This window comes from Paenibacillus macquariensis (assembly GCF_900156375.1).
GTDB lineage: Bacteria > Bacillota > Bacilli > Paenibacillales > Paenibacillaceae > Paenibacillus_AQ > Paenibacillus_AQ macquariensis.
Genome location: NZ_FTNK01000008.1, coordinates 146,518 through 167,456 on the forward strand (window position 1 = coordinate 146,518; position 20,939 = coordinate 167,456).

The 20,939-nt window shown below is 38.7% G+C and carries 16 protein-coding genes; all 16 read left to right on the forward strand.

The genetic code is table 11. The annotated features are described in order from the left end of the window. The first annotated feature begins 74 nt into the window (after positions 1-74). The 16 genes from BW961_RS15805 (at position 75) to BW961_RS15880 (ending at position 20,933) form a co-directional block, all read left to right on the forward strand. The gene (locus tag BW961_RS15805) at positions 75-512 is read left to right on the forward strand and encodes a HEAT repeat domain-containing protein (protein ID WP_068579750.1); all 438 of its coding nucleotides are present in this window, start codon (positions 75-77) and stop codon (positions 510-512) included. Positions 513-807: 295 nt separating this feature from the next. Next, the gene (gene htpG, locus BW961_RS15815) at positions 808-2,688 is read left to right on the forward strand and encodes a molecular chaperone HtpG (RefSeq protein WP_068579451.1); all 1,881 of its coding nucleotides are present in this window, start codon (positions 808-810) and stop codon (positions 2,686-2,688) included. A 190-nt stretch (positions 2,689-2,878) separates the two neighbouring features. After that, the gene (locus tag BW961_RS15820) at positions 2,879-3,376 is read left to right on the forward strand and encodes a DinB family protein (protein WP_068579454.1); all 498 of its coding nucleotides are present in this window, start codon (positions 2,879-2,881) and stop codon (positions 3,374-3,376) included. Between the two features lie 36 nt (positions 3,377-3,412). Beyond that, on the forward strand, positions 3,413-4,402 hold the full coding sequence (locus BW961_RS15825) for a helix-turn-helix transcriptional regulator (protein WP_068579457.1): 990 nt from the start codon (positions 3,413-3,415) through the stop codon (positions 4,400-4,402). A gap of 28 nt (positions 4,403-4,430) precedes the next feature. Further along, positions 4,431-4,745, forward strand: coding sequence for a putative quinol monooxygenase (locus BW961_RS15830; RefSeq protein WP_068579460.1), 315 nt, complete (start codon positions 4,431-4,433; stop codon positions 4,743-4,745). A 63-nt stretch (positions 4,746-4,808) separates the two neighbouring features. Beyond that, positions 4,809-4,952 carry a hypothetical protein gene (locus tag BW961_RS30600; protein ID WP_156510082.1) on the forward strand — a complete coding sequence of 48 codons (144 nt, stop codon included), beginning with the start codon at positions 4,809-4,811 and terminating at the stop codon, positions 4,950-4,952. Further along, positions 4,942-5,634 (forward strand): pseudouridine synthase, encoded by a 693-nt coding sequence (locus BW961_RS15835; protein ID WP_068579463.1) that lies wholly within the window; start codon positions 4,942-4,944, stop codon positions 5,632-5,634. Before BW961_RS30600 ends, BW961_RS15835 begins: the two co-directional genes overlap by 11 nt. Positions 5,635-5,893: 259 nt before the next feature. Beyond that, positions 5,894-6,811: an ABC transporter ATP-binding protein gene (locus BW961_RS15840; protein ID WP_068579465.1), complete on the forward strand. Its 918-nt coding sequence runs from the start codon at positions 5,894-5,896 to the stop codon at positions 6,809-6,811. Positions 6,812-6,815: 4 nt separating this feature from the next. Then, entirely contained in the window at positions 6,816-7,970 is a 1,155-nt protein-coding gene (locus BW961_RS15845) for an ABC transporter permease (protein ID WP_068579468.1), read from the forward strand. A gap of 1 nt (position 7,971) precedes the next feature. Further along, positions 7,972-9,078, forward strand: a complete 1,107-nt coding sequence (locus BW961_RS15850) for an ABC transporter permease (RefSeq protein ID WP_068579471.1) — start codon at positions 7,972-7,974, stop codon at positions 9,076-9,078. 84 nt (positions 9,079-9,162) lie between these two features. After that, positions 9,163-11,763 (forward strand): condensation domain-containing protein, encoded by a 2,601-nt coding sequence (locus BW961_RS15855; RefSeq protein ID WP_068579473.1) that lies wholly within the window; start codon positions 9,163-9,165, stop codon positions 11,761-11,763. Next, positions 11,756-12,940 carry a condensation domain-containing protein gene (locus tag BW961_RS15860; protein WP_068579475.1) on the forward strand — a complete coding sequence of 395 codons (1,185 nt, stop codon included), beginning with the start codon at positions 11,756-11,758 and terminating at the stop codon, positions 12,938-12,940. Before BW961_RS15855 ends, BW961_RS15860 begins: the two co-directional genes overlap by 8 nt. Beyond that, the gene (locus tag BW961_RS15865; protein WP_068579478.1) at positions 12,937-14,532 is read left to right on the forward strand and encodes a non-ribosomal peptide synthetase; all 1,596 of its coding nucleotides are present in this window, start codon (positions 12,937-12,939) and stop codon (positions 14,530-14,532) included. The genes BW961_RS15860 and BW961_RS15865 overlap by 4 nt, the downstream gene beginning before the upstream one ends. Further along, positions 14,507-15,994, forward strand: a complete 1,488-nt coding sequence (locus tag BW961_RS15870) for a condensation domain-containing protein (protein ID WP_068579481.1) — start codon at positions 14,507-14,509, stop codon at positions 15,992-15,994. Before BW961_RS15865 ends, BW961_RS15870 begins: the two co-directional genes overlap by 26 nt. A gap of 1 nt (position 15,995) precedes the next feature. Then, on the forward strand, positions 15,996-17,156 hold the full coding sequence (locus tag BW961_RS15875) for an ACP S-malonyltransferase (protein WP_068579484.1): 1,161 nt from the start codon (positions 15,996-15,998) through the stop codon (positions 17,154-17,156). 48 nt (positions 17,157-17,204) lie between these two features. Further along, on the forward strand, positions 17,205-20,933 hold the full coding sequence (locus BW961_RS15880) for an SDR family NAD(P)-dependent oxidoreductase (protein ID WP_068579487.1): 3,729 nt from the start codon (positions 17,205-17,207) through the stop codon (positions 20,931-20,933). The last annotated feature ends 6 nt before the right edge of the window (positions 20,934-20,939 follow it).

The window sequence follows — 20,939 nt, forward strand, 5'->3', positions numbered from 1 at the left end:
TAATTATGATATAGATTTCATATAGAAGGGGATTGGATCGTTTGAATAATGAAGAAGTTGTTGTTGAAGAAGTAATGGAAGAAGAAGTTGTGGAGTTAGCTCCAACTGTTGATGATTTTAAAAAGGCTGCGAATGGTGCAGCAAATTGGGAAGAACGTGTACAAGCTGTTGTAGAGCTAGGCAAATTGAACGATAAACAAGCCATCGGTATTCTTACACGCATCATGGCTAACGATTCTGTCTATAAAGTGCAAGAGGCTGCTTTCCATGCATTGAAAGAATGTGGCGAAGATGTTGAGATGCCGCAAAGAAAAGAGCGCGAATTGTTTAAAGGCGTAAATAAAATTCTTCTAAGAGTTAAGAAGAGTTTGCCAGTAGGACATACTTTTGAAGAGTTCAAAGAGAAGTTGAAAAAAATGCGCGTTGATGTATACAACACCTACGAAGGTGATAAAGGCGCTGACTTCGATAAGTGGCTTGAAGGCATCTGGGCATCTACACCAAAGAAATAAATAATTTACGATAGAATCGAGCTATAGATAGAACAAATAATCCCCTTCAGGTGGACGGTAAGATTGCTTACTGCTAACTTGATGGGGGTTTTTGCTATAGAAAATATATCTATTTGGTCAATGTTTCTTATTCAGATGTTGCAACAAGAATCACAATGTGTAAAAATAAGAATTAGCACTCTACCTATCGAAGTGCTAATTGTTTGGACAAGCGATTTTAAGTATAAACTTACAGAATGTATTATTAACTAGAAGACAACTCTATTTGTTCATATTGAAAGGGGAACTACTATTCATGGCTAAGCAAGAATTTAAAGCAGAATCGAAAAGATTACTAGAAATGATGATTAACTCCATCTACACGCAAAGAGAAATCTTCCTAAGAGAGCTTATTTCGAATGCCAGTGATGCGATCGATAAAATGTACTATAAAGCATTAGTTGATGAGGAAATCGTATTTAACAAGGAAGATTACTATATCAAAGTAACAGCGGATAAGGCGAATAGAACGCTTACGATCTCTGATACTGGTATGGGTATGACACAAGAAGAACTTGAGAACAACTTGGGCGTGATCGCGAAGAGTGGTTCATTAGCGTTCAAGAAAGATAATGAAGCGAAAGACGGACACAATATTATCGGTCAATTCGGTGTTGGTTTCTATTCTGCCTTTATGGTAGCTGATGTAGTTACTGTAATCAGTAAAGCATTAGGTAGTGATGAAGCGTTCAAATGGGAATCTGAAGGCGCAGATGGTTACACGATTGTGCCATGTGAGAAAGATACCGTAGGTACGGAGATTATTCTGAGCATTAAAGAGAATACCGAAGATGATCAATATGATGAGTATCTTGAAGAATACCGCTTGAAAACCATCATTAAGAAATACTCGGATTTCATTAAATTCCCGATTAAGATGGATGCCAAAGGTCAAAGACCTGTAGAAGGTAGTGAAGATGAACTAGAGGAAGTTATTGAAGAAGAAACGATCAATAGCATGGTTCCGATCTGGCGCAAAAATAAGAATGAGCTTACAGCAGATGACTATAACAACTTCTATGCTGAGAAACGTTACGGTTTCGATAAACCTCTCAAACATATTCATATCAGTGCCGATGGTGCTGTAGTCTATAATGCCATTCTATTCATTCCTGAGAATACACCGTTTGACTATTACACCAAAGAGTATGAAAAAGGACTAGAATTGTATTCCAATGGTGTGTTGATCATGGACAAGTGTTCTGACTTACTACCTGACTTCTTCAGCTTTGTTAAAGGAATGGTCGATTCAGAAGATCTATCTCTGAACATTTCCCGCGAAATGCTTCAACATGATCGTCAATTGACGCTCATTGCGAAGAATATTAAGAATAAGATCAAGAGTCAATTGCAAAGTCTATTGAAGGATGAGCGTGAGAAATACGAGCAATTCTTTAGTGCCTTTGGTAGACAGTTGAAATTCGGAGTATACAATGAATACGGCATGAATAAAGATTTGCTACAAGACTTGTTGTTGTTCTTCTCTTCCAAAGAGAAAAAACTTGTTACTTTGGATGAATACGTAGCTAGAATGCCTGAAGATCAGAAGTACATCTATTATGCATCTGGTGATTCCATGGAAAGAATCGATAGACTACCACAAACAGAGATCGTAACAGATAAGGGATATGAGATTCTGTACTTCACAGATGATATTGATGAATTCGCGATCAAGATGATCATGAGTTATAAAGAGAAAGAATTCAGATCTGTATCGAGCGGTGATCTAGGTATCGAAGTTGATGAGAATGACAAGCCTACGGAAGCTGAAGAGAACGATAACAAGGAACTCTTCGAAGCGATGAAGGGTATCCTAACGGATAAAGTCACTAACGTGAAAGCGTCGAAGAGACTTAAATCCCATCCGGTATGTCTGTCTTCTGAGGGTGAGCTAACCATTGAAATGGAAAAAATATTAATGGGAATGGCTAACGGTCAAGATGCGAAGGCTGATAAGGTATTGGAAATCAACGTTAATCATGAAGTGTATCAATCCTTAAGAGATGCTTATGCCAACGATAAAGACAAACTAAGCTTATATACGAACCTTTTATACAATCAGGCGTTGTTGATCGAAGGATTGCAAGTCGTTGACCCAGTACAATTCACAAATGATATCTGTAAAATAATGAAATAATTCAGTGATTTTCACTGAAAAGTATTGAAAATAACCCGTTCTGGTGTTTACCGGAGCGGGTTATTTATTGTTCAATAGTTTGAATAGTCAAACAGTACTGTAGTATATATCTTCACTGACCATAGATGTCAGTGAAGGTGCATTATAGTAGATATATGATCACTATATTGAAATGTTGGAGGAGAAGTGTATGTTCGTAAGAGTAGATGATTTTGTTGCAGAGTGGATTAGAGAGGCTGAAATTACTGAACGTGTGCTTAAGGTGTTGACGGATGAATCGCTATTGCAGGTGATTGCTTCTGACTATCGAACATTAGGAGAGATTGCTTGGCATCTTGTGGAGTCGGTCAACTATATGACAGCGATGGAACTGTCTTTTGAGGCTCTTTCGAAGAGTGAGCATATACCTCTGTTGGCGAAGTCCATAGTTGATGAGTATGGTCGTATCAGTGGGGACATGATACATGCCATAAAGTCACAGTGGACAGATACGAGACTTACAGAGACCGTGAATATGGGTGGTGAGAAATGGATGAACGGTGCATCACTCCGTTTCGTAATTATGCATCAAGCGCATCATCGTGGACAGATGACAATTCTTATGCGGCAGGCTGGGTTACGTGTGCCTGATGTATATGGTCCAACACGAGAGGATTGGATTGAAAGAGGAATGGAACCACTTCGATAGAAGATTGTATACAAGAAGAAAGGTGTCGATAAGGTGATGTCGAAGGCAGATAATATGCTATCTATTCTATGGTTGCTGAAGTCAGGAAAGCAAAAGACTGCTCAACAGCTTGCGGATGAATTGGAAGTCCATATTCGAACGGTATACCGATGCATTGATTCCCTTTGTGCAAGTGGGGTACCCATTATCGCTGACTCGGGACATTATGGTGGATACCGGATGTTAGAGAACTTCTCAGAAGCCCCGTTAATGTTTGATATGGATGAGCAGAAAGCGCTCATACACGCATCTACTTTTGCGAGAGAGGCAGGTTATCCGTTCGCGGAAGCATTGAACCGTGCAATTGATAAATTAAAGTTATATACAAATGAGGAACAATTGGAACACATGGAGCGACATTCAGAGGGATTATCCGTTATTCATCCTCCAGTCGATGTATTCCAACAATCCGTTCTTCAACAATTAGAGGTAGCCGTTGCGAATAGCCGTACAGTTGAAATGGAATATAAGAGTGGGAAGGAAGAGATTTCCTGCGTGAGAAGTATCGATCCTTACGGAATCATATATTGGAAGGGGCATTGGTACGTCGTTGGGTACTGTCATAAGCGGCAAGAACCGCGTAGCTTTCGCGTTGATCGTATCCAATCATTAGAACTGACACAGCATGCCTTTCAGAGACCAGAGGATTTCTCGGCCCGAGACTTTCTGATGAATAACCTGCTTCCCAATTCTCTCGAAGCGGAATCACTTATAACGGTAAGGATTCAGGGTTATGAGCAAGCAATGAACGATTTATGTCAACATTGGTTATTTGGACATGCGCTCGTAGAACGTTCTCCGACAGTAGCAGAATTCAAATTGGGTATGGAATCACTTATAACGTACGTGCCTTATTTTCTACTCCCGTATGGAAAGTCGATTACCATTATTGAGCCTGATGTGCTACTGAAGAAGATGGTCGAAGTGACCTCAGGGTTAGGGGAATACTATCGAGAAATGGATAGTAAGCGAACTCACTCCATATGAGCCTAATACATAGAAAAGGAAGATAAACATGAATAAATTTGGATTATTCGGTAAAATCACCGCCCATACAGGGCAACGTGACGCTCTCGTTAAAGTGCTCTTAGAGGCTGCAACGCTAATGGAAACTGTCGAAGGTTGTGAATTGTACATCGTCAACATTTTGGATAGTGAACCTGACGCAGTATGGGTGACAGAGATATGGCGTGATGAATCAGATCATAAGGCTTCGCTTATGATGGGGGAGACTAAAGCGATCATTCAACGTGGAAGACCCTTGATTGCAGGCTTTGGAGAACAAACCAAGTTATGTCCTGTGGGAGGGAAAGGATTTCTTGAAGCATAGCTTATTGACCGCTATAATTATCGATGAATACAGCACTATAAAATAATAGATTGAGGTAATAGAATGGATAACAACTCTGCGCAGCATCTGTGGGAACGATATGTAGTACTGAACCCAAATGTGACTAACCATTATGACGCATGGAAATGTGGATATACAAAAGAATTAGCTGATGAGCTATCGGATTTGATGAAACATGAGAATTAATAAATACATTAGCGAGACGGGTTACTGCTCTAGACGGGAAACGGATAGATTAATAGCTTCTGGGAGGATTACAATCAATGATGTCATTTGTGAGCCAGGGGATGATGTTGTTGATGGAGACACGGTGTTAATTGATGGTCAGCCCATACCAAGCAAAGAACAACCCGTATATATAGCGTTGAATAAGCCCATAGGGATTACGTGCACTGCGGCTCCACATGTTAAAGGGAATATTATTGAGTTCATTAACCATCCTTCTCGGATATTTGCTATTGGGAGATTGGATAAAGCCTCGGAAGGGTTAATCTTACTTACGAACGATGGTGATATCGTCAATAAAATGATGCGTGTAGAGCATGGTCATGAGAAAGAATATGTGGTGAATGTCGATAAGCCAGTTACGGACCTCTTCATTGAAGAGATGTCCAATGGGGTAGATATTCTTAATGTGACAACCAAACCCTGCAAAGTATTTCGGATGAATGAGTGTGAGTTTCGCATCATTCTTACCCAAGGACTAAATCTTCAAATCCGTAGAATGTGTAAGACTCTTGGCTATCGCGTGTTAAGACTTGAACGTATTCGAATTATGAATATAACCCTTGAGGGTATAGAGCAAGGGCAGTGGAGAGATCTTAGGCAAGAAGAGCTACGAATACTACAAGACCAGCTGAATCAATAGGCTCGATCGAATGATTATAGTGATGAGATAGGTATATATGATGGACTTCCTTGATATGAGGAGGTCTATTTTTGTATATAAATATGAGCAACCTACAAGCACTTATGTTTCATTAGTGTACCTTTTTTGGCGAGGAATGGCGCAGTTATTACATGATTAGGAGCTGTTACGACGATGAAGTATACCCCTGTGTTGGTGGTGCTACACTACAATTAGATTAAAAGCCATACATTGAACAACAATATTAGGAGGTTTATTCATGCGAACTGTATTTGCAGGAGATTCAATTAATTTTAGTTATGACACAAAGAAACCGGTATTGAACGGATTATCGCTCTCCATCGGAGATAAACAAATCTATGGGTTGCTTGGTCCCAATGGTGCAGGTAAATCCACATTAACAAAAGTGATGTTGGGACTAGATAAGCCACAAAGTGGCAAGTTACAGTGGTTCAATGAAATTCCGAATCGAAGCACGAATAAAAGGGTTGGATATGTTCCACAAGATCTTGCGCTTATCTATGATTTGTCTGCCTACGAGAACGTATTATTCTTCGGTAAACTCTACGGTTTGAAAGGTGAAAGGTTGAAGAAACAAGTTCGATATGCACTTGAGTTTGTTGGTCTGTGGGATGAACGTAAACAGAAACCAAAGAAGTTCTCGGGAGGTATGAAGCGACGGTTAAATATTGCATGCGGTATTGTTCATAATCCAGATGTCATTATTTTTGATGAACCGACTGTAGGGGTAGATCCACAATCTCGTAATCGAATTCTGGAAGGAATTATAGAACTTAATCAAATAGGAACAACGATTATCTATATCTCGCATTATATGGAGGAGATAGAAAAGGTCTGCTCCCATGTCGGTATTATGGATAAAGGTGAATTGTTGGTCGAGGGGACACTAAACGAGGTGATTTCGCAACATACAGATCAAGCAGTTATCAAGTTGGAGTTACAGAAGAGGGCATCGGCTTATACAACCCAACTAGAGAAATATCAAGTGATATCCACGGAAGGAAATCTAGTAGAGCTTGGCGTTCTCAAGAATGATGTTGGTGTAATTAGTAGCATTAAAGAGGATTTCGGTGATGATATCAAAAGTTTCCAATATATCGCACCTAATTTAGAACAAGTATTTTTCAAATTAACCAAAAAGAATTTGAGGGATTAAGGCCATGTGGAACATATTTCTAACAAGTATGAAGAGAAAAATGAAGAATCCAATCATTTTTGTCAACTATATATTGCTGCCACTACTACTCATTGTGATATTAGGAAATGCCCTTTCTTCAGTGTTTCAGTCTGGTGAAAAGGATGCAGTGCCTGTAAGTATGACGAAGGTAAGAACCGTGGTTGTAAATGAGGATACAGGGAAGATAGGTAAGGATATTGTAGCGTTTCTAACAAATGAGGAGAACGCAGGGATGTTTGAAGTTACTCTGCAGACCGATTCAAGTACTGCGAAGAAGTTACTTGAAAATGGAGAATACGACCAATACATCTATTTACCAAAGGATTTGACAAGTGGCTTCACGGATAAGAAGGAAAGTTATGTCACGATTTATGGAGAAGATAGCAATATCGAAAAAGTAGGTATAACCGGATTAACACTTTCAGCGTTCGGTGATGGATATTTAGCAATGGATGTCTCTAGCGCAAATAATAAGGCGGTTTCTTATACCCATGTGTATAACAATCTACTAAAGGTTGGGAAGACGAATTCAGTAGAAACCACAGAATCATCTAACCCGGTTTCAGCACTTAGTTATTACGGAGTTACGATGCTTATCTTGATTCTATTGTATGGACTTGCCAATACGATGAACTTTATTCAAGAGGAGTATAGCGAAGCTTTGGGAGATCGATATCTCATATCACCTGTATCTAAGACCTCACTAATCATGGGTCAGTTATTGACAGGTTGTACAATTTCCATTATCCAAGGGTTGGTTATTGTATTGTGCGCGAAACTATTCTTCGATGTCAGTTATGGAGAGAATATACTAATCGTTCTATTCGTCATCGTGGCTGGAGCCATATTCTTCAATGCACTAGGATTAATCCTTGGTGTAATTGGTCGAAGATTTAAGCAGCTGGATGGGATAGTGACACTGTTGATACCTATCATGACCTTTATAGGTGGAGGATTCATTAAACTTGATTTCGGTGCATTGAGTAATCTCAGCATAAATGAAGTTTTTCAACGACCGTTATTTAATTACATGCAGCAAGGCGTGATTGATTTGATGCCGTTGTACAGCACGCTGGTACTGGCGCTAGGCTTTGTATTAATCTCCATCTTTGCACTGACACGAAAGGAGATCAGATAAAATGCGGGTATTCCAATTATATATGAAGCGTATTCTGAAAAGGAAAATGACCTTTTTCTTCATCCTCTTGTTACCGATCATGTTCACATTCATGGTCGTAGCACAATACAAGGAAGCGACGAAAGTAACTTTGAACATGTATGTAAAGGATGCATCGATTAATACGTACGTGACTCAGATGTTGAACAAGCAAGAGGTTATCCTTACCCATTCTGACAATGAACAGGAGGCCATTGAGAATAGCACGAACTTGGGCATTGTTCTAACCACAAGTGCGAAAGATTTGTATGCGAAACCAGATGCGTTAACTGTTGAAATGTATACGAAGGGAGTGAGCTTCAATTCTAAATCACTGGAGATCAAGCTGAATAGCGTCTTCTCGACGTTGATTACTCTTGCTAAGAACTCTCCTACACTAGAAGATTTCGAGGCAAATATGAAATCGGTAGAAGGTGCGATTGCCCCTATTAAAGTACAACAAAACATTCTGGGTAATCCAAATGCGGTGGTATTGACCAGTACCTTTAATATGATTGTCTTTATCATGTTGTTCCTGACCATGACGAATACATTGTTATTCTTAAGTGATAAAGTGCATACAACGACACAACGTGTGTTGTTAGCAGCTCAAAGTAAACTGAGTTATTACTTACAGACGGTAGGCGTATTTGCGGTCATCGGTGTTGCACAGTTTGTGCTTATGATTCTGTTAATGACTACGGTCTTTCAAATTAATCTTTCCTTATCCGTGGTTGAGCTACTTCTGTTGGTATTGGCGTATGGGCTATTAAATATCATCGCCGCAGGCATTGGACTCTTAATCGTTAGCCGTACAACACGGCAATCAACAGGGCGGCTATTAATAACCGTCGTGTCGCTGCCGCTTGCGATGTTAGGTGGAACCTTGTGGCCAACTTCAATTATGCCTGAAGGGATGCAGTCGTTGGCCAAATTTCTACCAACGAACTGGATAACAGAGCTTAATACGCAGATGTTTAGCGGCGTTACTGATCATGGTGGAATGATTACGATACACTTCATTAGTCTACTAGGCTGTGCAGGGGTGATCTTCTTATTATTAACTCGTGTGAAGACAGAGGATATTTAAACATGTGTGAAGACTCTAAATACAATCGTTGCGCTAACGGGGAATCCAATAGCGCAACACAATGAGAGGAGGAAGCACCATACGATGGGAACGATAGAATGTAATACGGATCTATATGAACTAACCCCATTACATGAGAAAATCCTTTATGCTGAAAAACATAAAAAAAATTACGATATTTATTTCGCAGTAAATTATGATCATAGCCTAACGAGTATGGAATTAGATCAAGCGGTTCATTACGTATTCAATGCTACCGAAGTGCTTAATTGTGTCGTTATTCAAACAGGCAGTCGTTATGTACTATCAGCGAAACACTATCATCGCGAGAATGATTTTAGAAGCGCAACACCCTTGAGGAACAAGAGAATAGATATTTTTAAGGAGCAATTATTAGCTAACTATTATATTGACGAAGGAAATCATAGAATAGAGTTCTTGATTCACCACCTTGTATTTGACGGAGATTCGTTATACGAGTTGTTGGACAAGATTGAGAAGGTTGTTGTTCGTAAAGAGAAGCTCACTATACAAGAACAGAAATATGAATCTCTTATTGCTCTTAACCCATCCAATGAAGTTAATGGCTATAGAGATGGCATAGAGAGTCTTCCAAATACGAGGAGAGTTTCAATGCAGTTGGACGAGCCCTTTTATGATAATCGGAAGTTATCTAAGCAAGCATACAAAGCTGTCGGTTCATTATCTCAAAAGCTACGTGTAACCAAATTTGGAGTCATATTATTTGCAACGGCTATGTTATCTCATCATAAGCAGAATATCATCGGAATTGTCGTTTCGCGTAAGGATAAGAGAACTCAATCTCAAACCATTGGAAATTTCACGGATGTTGTACCTTACTTGCTTCAAGTAGACGTTAATCGAAGCTATATGGATAATGCTAACATCATTTTCAAACAGTTATTTGGGGCCATTGTGCATTCAGCCGATCTATCGTATGACCAATATATGAATATGGTTGGCGTAAGAGGATATGAGTGTATCCTGTCTTACACAAAGATGAGTACTGTTGAGCAACATTCGACTATTTTCTCTCAGTTGGAGTTAGGCGAATACCTCTATAAGTACGACAATCACTTACAATTCATTGAGCATAAAGAAGATATTGCAGTGGAATTTCGATGCGATAATCTAGCTTTGCATCATGTGTATCTCCATTTAGAGGAAATGCTACTCGTGCTCGATCAGATTGACTTGTCTGTTCTTGCTCAACAGCAGCTGATGGATCAAGGTGATGTGCCGATGGTTACACATGTGAAAGAGGTATCTGAACTGAAATCCGTAGATTGCTTATTCCCTGGATATCAGGACGAAATGAACATGTTTGATTCCAATATTTCTTCCTTTGATATTGCTCACATTATTACGGATGTGTACGAGAATTTCGGTGTTCAACTATCCTATCAAGATATCTACGCTTCTCACACGATAAAGGAACTGAAACTAATGATCATGTCCAAAGTTGGCATGAATTCTCTTGAAGAAGTTAGAGATGGACATGATCCTAACGATTATGTATGTCCCAATTTCATCAAGGCCATATTTATTGATAGTTTTCGATTCATTAACTCAGAAATGTATAACGTCAAATATGCTTACCGATTAACGGATGACGTATGTAAACAACTTCATAGGTTACGTCATGCGATCAATCAAGTTATTCAGCATAACGAAGTGTTTTTCACTAAATTCGAATATGTTAAAGGGGATATCATAGCGACCATTAAACAATCAGAGAAATATGATGATATTGAACAAATTGATGTAGAGACCCTGGCTGATATGTGTGACTTAAAGAGCGTGCTTCGGATACAGGGTGATCAGAAGTTATGGGATATCCGGTTGATTCGCGTTCGTACGAACAATGAAATCTATCTTTATATCAATATGCATCATATCCTGGTTGATCATATAGGTATGGGTATTCTGCTAAACCAGATTGAGTCCAACTATCATAATAAAGAAGTGAACTATGCACAATATAGGAACATAGCAGGCCATTATGATGTTGCTAAAGTAGAGGATTTAAACACCTGGCAGTCTTCATTATTGAAGCATTCAGCATTTGTGAATCAGGGGAAATCCTCCATGGGGAATGGACAGTTTAATCTCTATGAATGGAAGTGTTATGTGAATTATTCGACATACGAAGAAATGGAGAGCGTATTGTTAACAACAATTACGAATAGATTGGCTAATTATTTCAAATGTACACAAGGATATATTGGAGCTGTATATCATGGTAGAGTTGTGCCAAAAGCGAATCAGGTAATCAGCTCATTTGCTAGAGTGCTACCCATCTTCTTTGATGTTCAGGATAAACTAGTGATTCAGGAAAGCTTACGTACAGCACGACATCACCAATCGGTATCTTTGTACGATTTGAATGAATCAGGATTTGAGCTTGAATTCCCTAAGGTTGTGTTTCAAACGTTGTATGCGAATGTAAATGAACCAAGCTTTTTTAATCACACGATGGAGTTCGAGGGCATTTCTAAATTTCAATTATTCATCAATCTATATGTGGGGACAGAGGAATGCAAAGTAAGTGTTTATATCGATAACCACTTGTACAGTGATGAAGAAGTGCAAATTATTAATTCAGCGTTAGTAGAAGCGATTGACGATTTGAAACGGTCTGAAGGTGAGGAAGTGTATGTTTAATCAAGCGGTTAACACAGGTAAGGTTGAGCTTCCAGACATAGGTTACGAGTTAAGCTCTATGCAGAAAAGAATGTATATTTGCAATAAATTACCGATTTATCGCTTACCATTATTTTATGAACTAGAAGCATCTATGACGTATTCTTCTATATACTCCTCAGTCTATCATACGCTGATTAATCAGATTACATTACAAGTGAAGTACTTTTATGATGCAGAGCACAGAAAGTTTTTTCAGAAGGTTATTCCTCTACAACAAGAAGAATTTACAATCCCACAAATTGAAATCAATGAAGACATCATATTATATATAACGAAACAGCAAGAGAATATTGATTTAACTAAAGATTATCCCTGGAGGATTCAGTTCCTACAACATAAGGATAAGAGATATCTCTATATCGAATTTCATCATATTTGTATAGATGGATTAGGAATTGGAAGATTTGAGGAAGTACTTTTTCAACACTTATTAAATCAAGTCTGCTCTCAATCACAATCATCCTTGGATCTATCTACATACCATACAATAAGCGAGTTGCAGTCAAAGAGTGTGATACAGCCCTTTCCATCTTTGGAATTGTTGAAATTACCAACGCAAGAACTAGCTAGGTCTTCGCAAGTGGGTAGGGTTACAGATCGAATTAGTCAGGACAGGCTTACTAAGATTGATCGAATAGCGAAGAAACTAAACGTCACCAAAAATACAGTCTATCAAGGACTTATTGAGCAGGTATTAAGTAAATGCTGTGTAGGTCAAGTGTATGGAGCCATTGGAAATTGGCGAATGAACCTAGGAAATTTCAACGAAGTAGGCTGCTTTGTGAAATTGAGCCCTAAAGTCATCATGAGCGAACTAAACCTAGAAGATAGGGTAAAGCAAATATTTATTGAGAATTGGAATGGATTCGGAAAGATAGAGGAGGTAACGTCCACTACACCGGAGTTCAACGTTGTATATTCTTACGAAGAAGATATGTTTCATTACTTCCACTATATCTCAGTTGACCAACTAGTTAAGTTCGATATTTATTTTAGAGTCTATGTTCAACAAGAAGAGACGAATGTGGAAGTGGAATATAACAAAGGTAAGTATACCGAACAGCAGATTACCGATTTGTACGAGCCATTGTATAAAGTACTAGATAGCTACGAAGAAGAGGAGGTCCTTTTGTGAATTTAATAGAAAAATTTACTAAATCTTTTAAAAATTATGCAAATAAAAACGCCCTTATAAGCAGTTCAACCTCGCTTACGTATAAACAGCTAGATGATAGTTCTCAACAAGTTGCATCTTACTTAATTGGAGAAGGTATTGGAGAAGAAGATGTTGTAACCATAGAAACAAACAGCAAGCTTGAAGCGATTCTCATGATCATGGGAGTTATAAGAGCAGGTGCAGCGTATTGTGTCATTCCTAACGACTATCCCGATCATAGGAAAGAACAAATGAGAGAAAAAGTAAAAGTGAAATGGGTACTGAGCGATTTAAATATGTTGCAGGAGAAACCATCAGCATTACTTTATGAGCCCAGAAAGCGGAATGATAATAGTCTTTTATATGTTATTTTCACTTCGGGGTCAACAGGTGAACCAAAGGCGGTAGCTATTGAAGACAAAGCCATCACTAAGATCGTGAATCATGAACCCTTTTATAAGGGTGAGGTGATCGGTCAATTAGCACCACTAGAATTCGATGCATCGATCTATGAAGTGTTGGGTGGATTGCTCAATGGGTTGACGTTGAGATTAATAAGTAAAGATGAGAGCTTGGATTTCGACGTATTACCAAGTCTATTGGAAGAGGTCGATTCGATCTTCTTAACCACACGACTATTCAACCTTTATGTGGATGAATGCGTGGAATGTTTTAACCATCTATCGTTAGTACTAACCGGGGGAGAGCGTTGTTCTGTAAGTCATATGAATGCAGCGGCTAAACATTGCAAGGTATTACATGTGTATGGCCCGACAGAAACAACCGTTTTTGCAACGAAGTATGAGGTGAAAGGTAACGAGAGAGAAATTCCGATTGGACAGTTATTCGATAAAGGCACTTATTTAATACTAGATGAGAACAACGAAGAGGTAAGAAATGGGCAGCTAGGTGAGTTAATGATCTCAGACTCCGGATTAATGCGAGGTTATATGGGGGATGAATCGGCGAATCATAAGGTATTTTTCCATAATGATACGAATCAGCGATTCTATAGAACTGGTGATATCGTGTATGAGAATCTGGACAAACAAATCATCTATGTGGAAAGAAAAGATAGACAAGTGAAAATATCAGGATATCGTATCGAATTGGGTGAAGTGGAGAAGTGTGCCTATGAATTTGGGTTACAGAAGGATTGCTTGGCCAATTATGATGGCAAACGACTTCATTTATTTATTAAAGACAACATTAATATTGAAGATTTGCGTCAGTTCTTAAAGAGTAGATTACCTCAATATATGATTCCTACAGTTAAGGTGGTGGACATTATTCCTATGAATGCGAATGGTAAAACAGATGTCAAAGCAATGAACGAGTTAAATCCAGCAGACGGCAACATCGATCATGAGATTATAACGGTCATTAGGAAAGTGTTGGATAAAGATGTCTCCATGGAACAAACGTTTCTTGAATTAGGCGGTGATTCTATTAAAGCTATGGAAATCATTTGGGAGTTAGGAAGTAAAGGCTACCCGTTAGATTTAAATATGCTGTTCAGTCGAACATTAGGAGAGATCGTAGACAATGTTGCATCTGTTGCCAAAGGTTAGTGAGAATGAGAGGAAAGTCATTAATAGTTGTCTATTGAATGCAACAGCGTACAATATTCCATTCTTTATTAAGTTTCACCAAGGATTAAATATCTCTAAAATGTACAATCTCTTAACACAATATTTTGAGAAATATGCTATTTTTAGAACCTTTTATCACGTGGAAGAGGAAATTACGAAATGCACTGACGGAGCAATCCCAACAATAGAGATCCAGTCGTTTAAGCATTTGGATAAGAAGTTATTGTGTGATATGAATTTGATCTCCATCAAAGACAAAGAACTAGTTCACGTAGTGTTATGCAAGGTCGCAGATGAAGAATGCGATTATATGTTCTTTAATATTCATCATGTTCTATTGGATGGATTTAGTATTAACTTATTTTTGCAGGATTTGATAGAGGTGTATTTATACGATCGAGAGATCGATCTGCAGCTGAGCACTCTTGTAGATGAAGGGGATAGAACGAAGGCCGATCAACATAATGAAAGCTTGATAAGTTTTGAGAAATACGAGTATTTCAAATCAAGGTTAATACAAAAGCAGATTGACAGCGTAAATTATATCGATGATCAGCTAGTGATAACAGGCAATAATACTCAGAAATATACCGACTTCGCAATATGTGTAACAGCCTTTTCGATGAGTATGGCGCAATGGGTGGAGAGTAGAGCAATCTATATGAGTTATCCACATTTAGGAAGAGACTGTCGCAATTATAAAATGTTAGGTAATTTTGTTCAACTTATACCTTTTCATCATCATTTTGCAAGTGAACAAGATGAGCGGATTGACCATATGATTGCTGGCATACAACAATCTGTGTTCTCGAGTTTTACTAACCAGGACGGTTACGATGAAGTGATGCGTAAAGAACGTATGAGCTGTATGAATATTTTCAGAGATGTTATTTTTGATTACAAATCTGGAAGTCTTATCGAAAAAGTGATAAACGAGGATCATGAAATTGTATTAGAAGAAGCGAGCATGTATCGAGATGAGAAGTATGGACTGCATTTCTCCATATATAAAGACTTGAATCACCTCACAATTAACATCATTTCTAGCGAGTATGGCATGGATGATTTGCAGGACTTGCTTGCTTCTTTCAGACATAATGTACAGTCGCTGTATGCTCAGGAACATGTGTATGTCCGTGAATTATTAACCTTAAATGAAGCAGAGGAAGAGGAAAAGATAGAAACAGTAACAAGTAGTGAGCAAGGGTCGGTCTTCGATCAAGTGACTAGTATCGTGACATCCTTGATTGAAGAGGAGACGATCCTGGGTGCTAATGAAAGCTTCTTCGATCTTGGTATGGACTCTCTGCTTCTAGTGAAGTTCAAGAAGAAGGTTAAAGAAGCTTTCAATATTAACTTAAAGATATCGGATTTCTTTAACTTTTATACATCAGAATTATTGACAAGGAAAATTATGGACAATTTAAAGGAGGCTAAATGATATGAATATTGCATTATTGCTAGCTGGACAAGGGACTCAAATAACAGAACAGGTGAAGGAAATTTGGTTGGGAAATGAAGAATCTAAACAACTTATTGAGTTGGCAGAGAAAGAGTTGCAACAACCAATTAAGGAATGGTTGACGCAGGATTTGAGTCAAGATACTTGGAAGGCGCAATTAGTCACTTATATCGGATCCATGTGTATGTATCAATTGTACAAGCAAAGAATTGGATTATATCCAAGTTATGTGATGGGGCATAGTTTAGGTGAATTAACAGCCCTTACGATCGCAGGAGCTTTTGACTATACAGAGGGACTGAGATTAGTCGATATTCGAGGAAAAGCGATGAAGAAGGTCATTGAAGGTAAAGAGAGTATGGGGATGATGGCATTGTTCGCTTGGCCAGAGAGAATTGAAGCGTTAGTCAAGGATTCAGAGGGTGTCTATGTTGCCAATTTCAATTCTCGCAAACAGACAGTCATTGCTGGAACGAAACAGGCAATTCAAGTGTTCGTGAAAGAACATCAGCTGGAAGGTGTAATGCTAGGAGTTAGCGGCGCATTTCACACGGAACATATGAAGGAAGCAGCAGACTCAGTCTATGAACAGTTAGAAGATTTCAAGTATAATCCAACGTTACAAACACAAGTGATTAGCAATAAACATGCTGACCTATATGAAATAGAACAGTTACGTACTGAAATATCGAGTCAAATCATCAGTCCTGTACGGTGGAATCAATCGATTGATTATGCTTTGAATCATGGTGTTCAAATGTTTGTTGATCTATCTCCTAACGGAATGTTCGAGAAGATGTTTAAAGAGTTGGATCAAGTATTTGCTTTCAGTAATGAAGATGATATGGCCGCTTTAAGTGTGGAACTTAAGGATGAAATCGAAGTGAATCGACACTATGATTTGTTCTCAAGAGCATTAGGCATCATTGTATCTACCAAGAATAACAGTGATGATGCAGAGGCTTATGACAACATCGTTATGAGTGGATATAACCAAATTAAATCACAGATTGGAACCGATGCGACACAAGAGAAAATATCCGAAACACTTGCTTTACTGAAACTAATACTTCAGACGAAAGAAGTACCTGAGGATGAAATAGCTCAATATCACAATAAATTGGCATGGAATGTAGGGTAATCCTAAATCCCCATAGTTCAAATTTATCATAGAAGGAGTTGAGAGCGTGTGAGTACAGGGGATATTGCTATCATCGGCATAGATATTACGTTGCCAGGTTGTCCAAACCAAGATGACGTGTGGAATTTTCTGAGGAATAAGCGAATCTCTAAAGGGAAATTCCCAGCACAAAGACGAGAGCAACTTGGGTTAGCAGCGGGTGAGAATGACCTTATGGATGGCTCATATCTAGAGAGAATTGACCAATTCGATCATAAATATTTCGGTATATCGCAAAAAAGTGCGGATTATATGGAACCCAATCAGAGGCTGACGTTACTTTCGGCGACAAAAGCTCTGAATGATAGTGGATACTTGGATAAAATACGAGGTTCTATAACGAGCGTCTATGCTAGCGTGAATACAACGCAACAGTATCAATATCTTGGGTTGCTTCAGGAGCGTCAATTAAAACCAGATTTACTTGGCATGTTGAATTCCACCATATCGAGTCGAATTAATTATATCTATGATTTGAAAGGTCCTTCATTTATGACGGATACAGCATGCTCATCATCTCTCGTATCCGTTATTCAGGCTTGTAATGATTTGCAACAAGGCATTGTTGATAGTGCAGTCGTTGTCAGCGCCAATGTATATGTGAAACCGGGTTTTAAGAATGACAAACTAGTCGACATTTTGGCAGAGGATGCTAAGACCAAAACTTTCGATGATCGAAGCACTGGAACTTCCATGGGAGAAGGCGTATGCTCGGTTATTCTTAAAAGAAGAGAAGATGCGGAAGAGGACGGAGATTACATCTACGGTCTTATCAAGAGTTATGCGATGAATAACGACGGACAGACTATGAACATGTCCTCTCCTAATCCACTTGCACAAGGAAGCTTAATTGAGCAGGCATGGGCTCCACTGGAGAAAGATCTTAAGCATATTGCTTTTATTGAAGCGCATGGAACAGGAACGGCCGTTGGAGACACGATCGAATTTGAAAGCTTGAACAATTACTTCTTGTCTCATGATTTACACAAACAGTCTGTTGCATTGACAGCCGGTAAGTCCAACTTTGGACACTTAGATGTAGCATCGGGCTTATTCTCTCTAATTAAGTCAGTGTTAAGTCTAAGGAATAGAACGATACTACCTCATCCTGATTTCAAGATTCCCAACTCAGAAATTGATTTCGAGGATTCCATCTTTTTTATACCCGATAAATATCAAGTCATAGAAGACAACGCGTTAGCAGGAGTTAGCTCATTTGGAATGACTGGCACCAACGCACATGTTGTTTTGCAAAGATATGATAGCGATGTTGAGCATCCCGTAAAGGACTTAGATTTTAATTTACATGCGTATTGGTTCCCGCTAGAAAGTAACTCCTTTGCAATAAAGAATGAGCTGCAGCGAATGGAGAATGAGACAACATGGTTTGTTCAATTCCCGCTGAGTGTGAATCACAACTGGGAGATTAAGGAACACAAATTTAATAAAAAACATCTACTGGTGGGCACAAGTATTTTTGAAATGATTGCGCAGGGTCTAAGGAACACTGAATACAGTCTGGAAACTTACAGCGTGAAAAACTTACATATATTAAATCAGCTAACTGTACAAGAAGGTGCCTTTTCAGTCTTACTCGCGCTGGATAAAGAGCAATTAAAGGGGAATGTTACCTTTACGATCAATGAAACGGTAAAGAATTGGCTTGAGTTCGAATTAACGATCAAACAAGATCTCGGCTGTGAACAAGATAGCTTACAAGAGGATGCTAGCATGCAGGAAATCGTTGTAACGAATCAAGTGGGCGAGTCAGATGATGAAGATATCAATGTTTCACAGCGATGGGATGTTGTAGACAAGTTGTGGGTAAATAACGATCAGACAAGGGCGGTAGTGAAATTAAGAGTACCACCAGGATATGAACAAGAATTCGAACGCTATCATTTCTATCCGTCTATCCTTGATCCAACGTTCAATGCATTGAACCGAATGGCTGAACCTAATGATATTTTATTTCCATGGCATTGGAGTGAAATTAACTTCTCCACGGATAGATTGAGGGGAACGGAGTTCTACTCAGATATCCAACTACGGGACAAGACAACAGATGCTATAGGTAACATTATTCTTTCACTCGATATCCGTTTGTATGATGAGAATAAACAACAGATTATGAGTGTCCATAATTATAAAGTCAAAAATGCACTGGTTGGAAATAAAGAAGAGCAACAAACATTTTTTAAACAACAAAACTTTGTACCACTTCAATTCGAGAAGCATGTGAAGAAATCCAATAAACTAATCATCATGCATGAATCACTGAGGTATAAATATAGTCCTTCTAGTCCAGTACTTTACTTTGAGCATTTATCGGATTTAGTAGAATACGATCTGGAAATTGTTGAGATTGAGAACGTGTACCTATGGGACAAATCTTATGATGATGAATCTACCATAGCTAGCCAGACATATGATTTGGGTCAGTTCTTACTGCGATTAAATAAAGAACGGAAGCTGAAGTCTTTTCATTATATTACGACAGGTGTCTTCGGCTATGACGGTATGAACGCGTTAAATCGAAGTATTGCTATGGGGGCGTACTCGCTGCGATTGGAACTTAACTTTGCAATTATAATCATTGATACTGAGGGTCATAAGCGATCTACGGATCTAATGGACTTCGATTTCAAGCAAGAAGATTTGATTGTACACAGGAATGAAGGGTTCCATATTCTTCGGTTCAAAGGTTTAAAGCTAGAACCCATTGTAGAGCCCAAATGGAACGCTAGTAAGTTATTAATTATCGGTGGCACATCAGGGATAGGCAAACAATATATGAAATATGTTGTAGAACAATATCCGAACATCCAAGTGATAGTAGCAGGTCGAAAGCCTGCGTGGAGCGGGGAGATGCTGGCCGACAATGTTCAATACGTAAGGCTAGATATTACGGATGAGGATCAGGTTAAATTATTCTCCGCCACGAATGGCCATCAGATCCATTATATTCTTAATTTTGCTGGTGAGCCTGCCAAAGGATTGTTCATGAATAAGACTCGAGATGACTTTTGCGAGAAAACGAAAAGTAAAATTAATGGTTCATATTTGCTGCAAAAGTATTTTACGGAAGTATATGAAATAATCCATTTCTCATCATTAGCAGGACTTATTGGTGCCATGGGACAAACCGAATATTGTGCAGCTAATGCCTATCAATCGGGCCTAGCGTACACAGATAAGATACGAACCTTAAACCTGACGGGATGGGAAGATGTAGGGATGTCAGCCGGCAAGGCAGATTATTATTTCGAGAAGCTGTACAGCGATGCGGGAGTGAAGCTAATTGATAGATTTATCCAATCTACTATTAAAGAAGCGTTCATGTTCAAGTTGAAAAATGCAGCAGACGATTATTCATCGGTGTTCAGTAAAGTAATTAAAGTGAAAACAGATAGCATGTCTTCATATGAGAATAAGAAAGATAGTCCAATTGAAAGTAAAATCGTGAACGCATGGAAGAACACGCTGGGTGAGGATGAATATGACTTCTTCGGTAGCTTCTTTGAACAAGGTGGAGACTCCATCACCATCGTTCATCTATGCGATGAACTAAACAAGGTATTTCCAGGAGGCTTTGACGTCACAACGTTGTTCTCTATACCTACGATTAATGGCCAGATTGAATTAATTGAGAAGTCACTTGTCCAAGAAGAGAAGCAGTTCCATGAAAGTGATGTCCATTTCGATGCGAAAGAAATGTTTGATTTCTTGAATAAATAACGGTGA

Bases quoted from the DNA above. Each gene is read 5' to 3' on its own strand.
- BW961_RS15805 (WP_068579750.1), top strand. From the start codon at position 75: ATGGAAGAAGAAGTTGTGGAGTTAGCTCCAACTGTTGATGATTTTAAA.
- htpG (WP_068579451.1), top strand. From the start codon at position 808: ATGGCTAAGCAAGAATTTAAAGCAGAATCGAAAAGATTACTAGAAATG.
- BW961_RS15820 (WP_068579454.1), top strand. From the start codon at position 2,879: ATGTTCGTAAGAGTAGATGATTTTGTTGCAGAGTGGATTAGAGAGGCT.
- BW961_RS15825 (WP_068579457.1), top strand. From the start codon at position 3,413: ATGTCGAAGGCAGATAATATGCTATCTATTCTATGGTTGCTGAAGTCA.
- BW961_RS15830 (WP_068579460.1), top strand. From the start codon at position 4,431: ATGAATAAATTTGGATTATTCGGTAAAATCACCGCCCATACAGGGCAA.
- BW961_RS30600 (WP_156510082.1), top strand. From the start codon at position 4,809: ATGGATAACAACTCTGCGCAGCATCTGTGGGAACGATATGTAGTACTG.
- BW961_RS15835 (WP_068579463.1), top strand. From the start codon at position 4,942: ATGAGAATTAATAAATACATTAGCGAGACGGGTTACTGCTCTAGACGG.
- BW961_RS15840 (WP_068579465.1), top strand. From the start codon at position 5,894: ATGCGAACTGTATTTGCAGGAGATTCAATTAATTTTAGTTATGACACA.
- BW961_RS15845 (WP_068579468.1), top strand. From the start codon at position 6,816: ATGTGGAACATATTTCTAACAAGTATGAAGAGAAAAATGAAGAATCCA.
- BW961_RS15850 (WP_068579471.1), top strand. From the start codon at position 7,972: ATGCGGGTATTCCAATTATATATGAAGCGTATTCTGAAAAGGAAAATG.
- BW961_RS15855 (WP_068579473.1), top strand. From the start codon at position 9,163: ATGGGAACGATAGAATGTAATACGGATCTATATGAACTAACCCCATTA.
- BW961_RS15860 (WP_068579475.1), top strand. From the start codon at position 11,756: ATGTTTAATCAAGCGGTTAACACAGGTAAGGTTGAGCTTCCAGACATA.
- BW961_RS15870 (WP_068579481.1), top strand. From the start codon at position 14,507: ATGTTGCATCTGTTGCCAAAGGTTAGTGAGAATGAGAGGAAAGTCATT.
- BW961_RS15875 (WP_068579484.1), top strand. From the start codon at position 15,996: ATGAATATTGCATTATTGCTAGCTGGACAAGGGACTCAAATAACAGAA.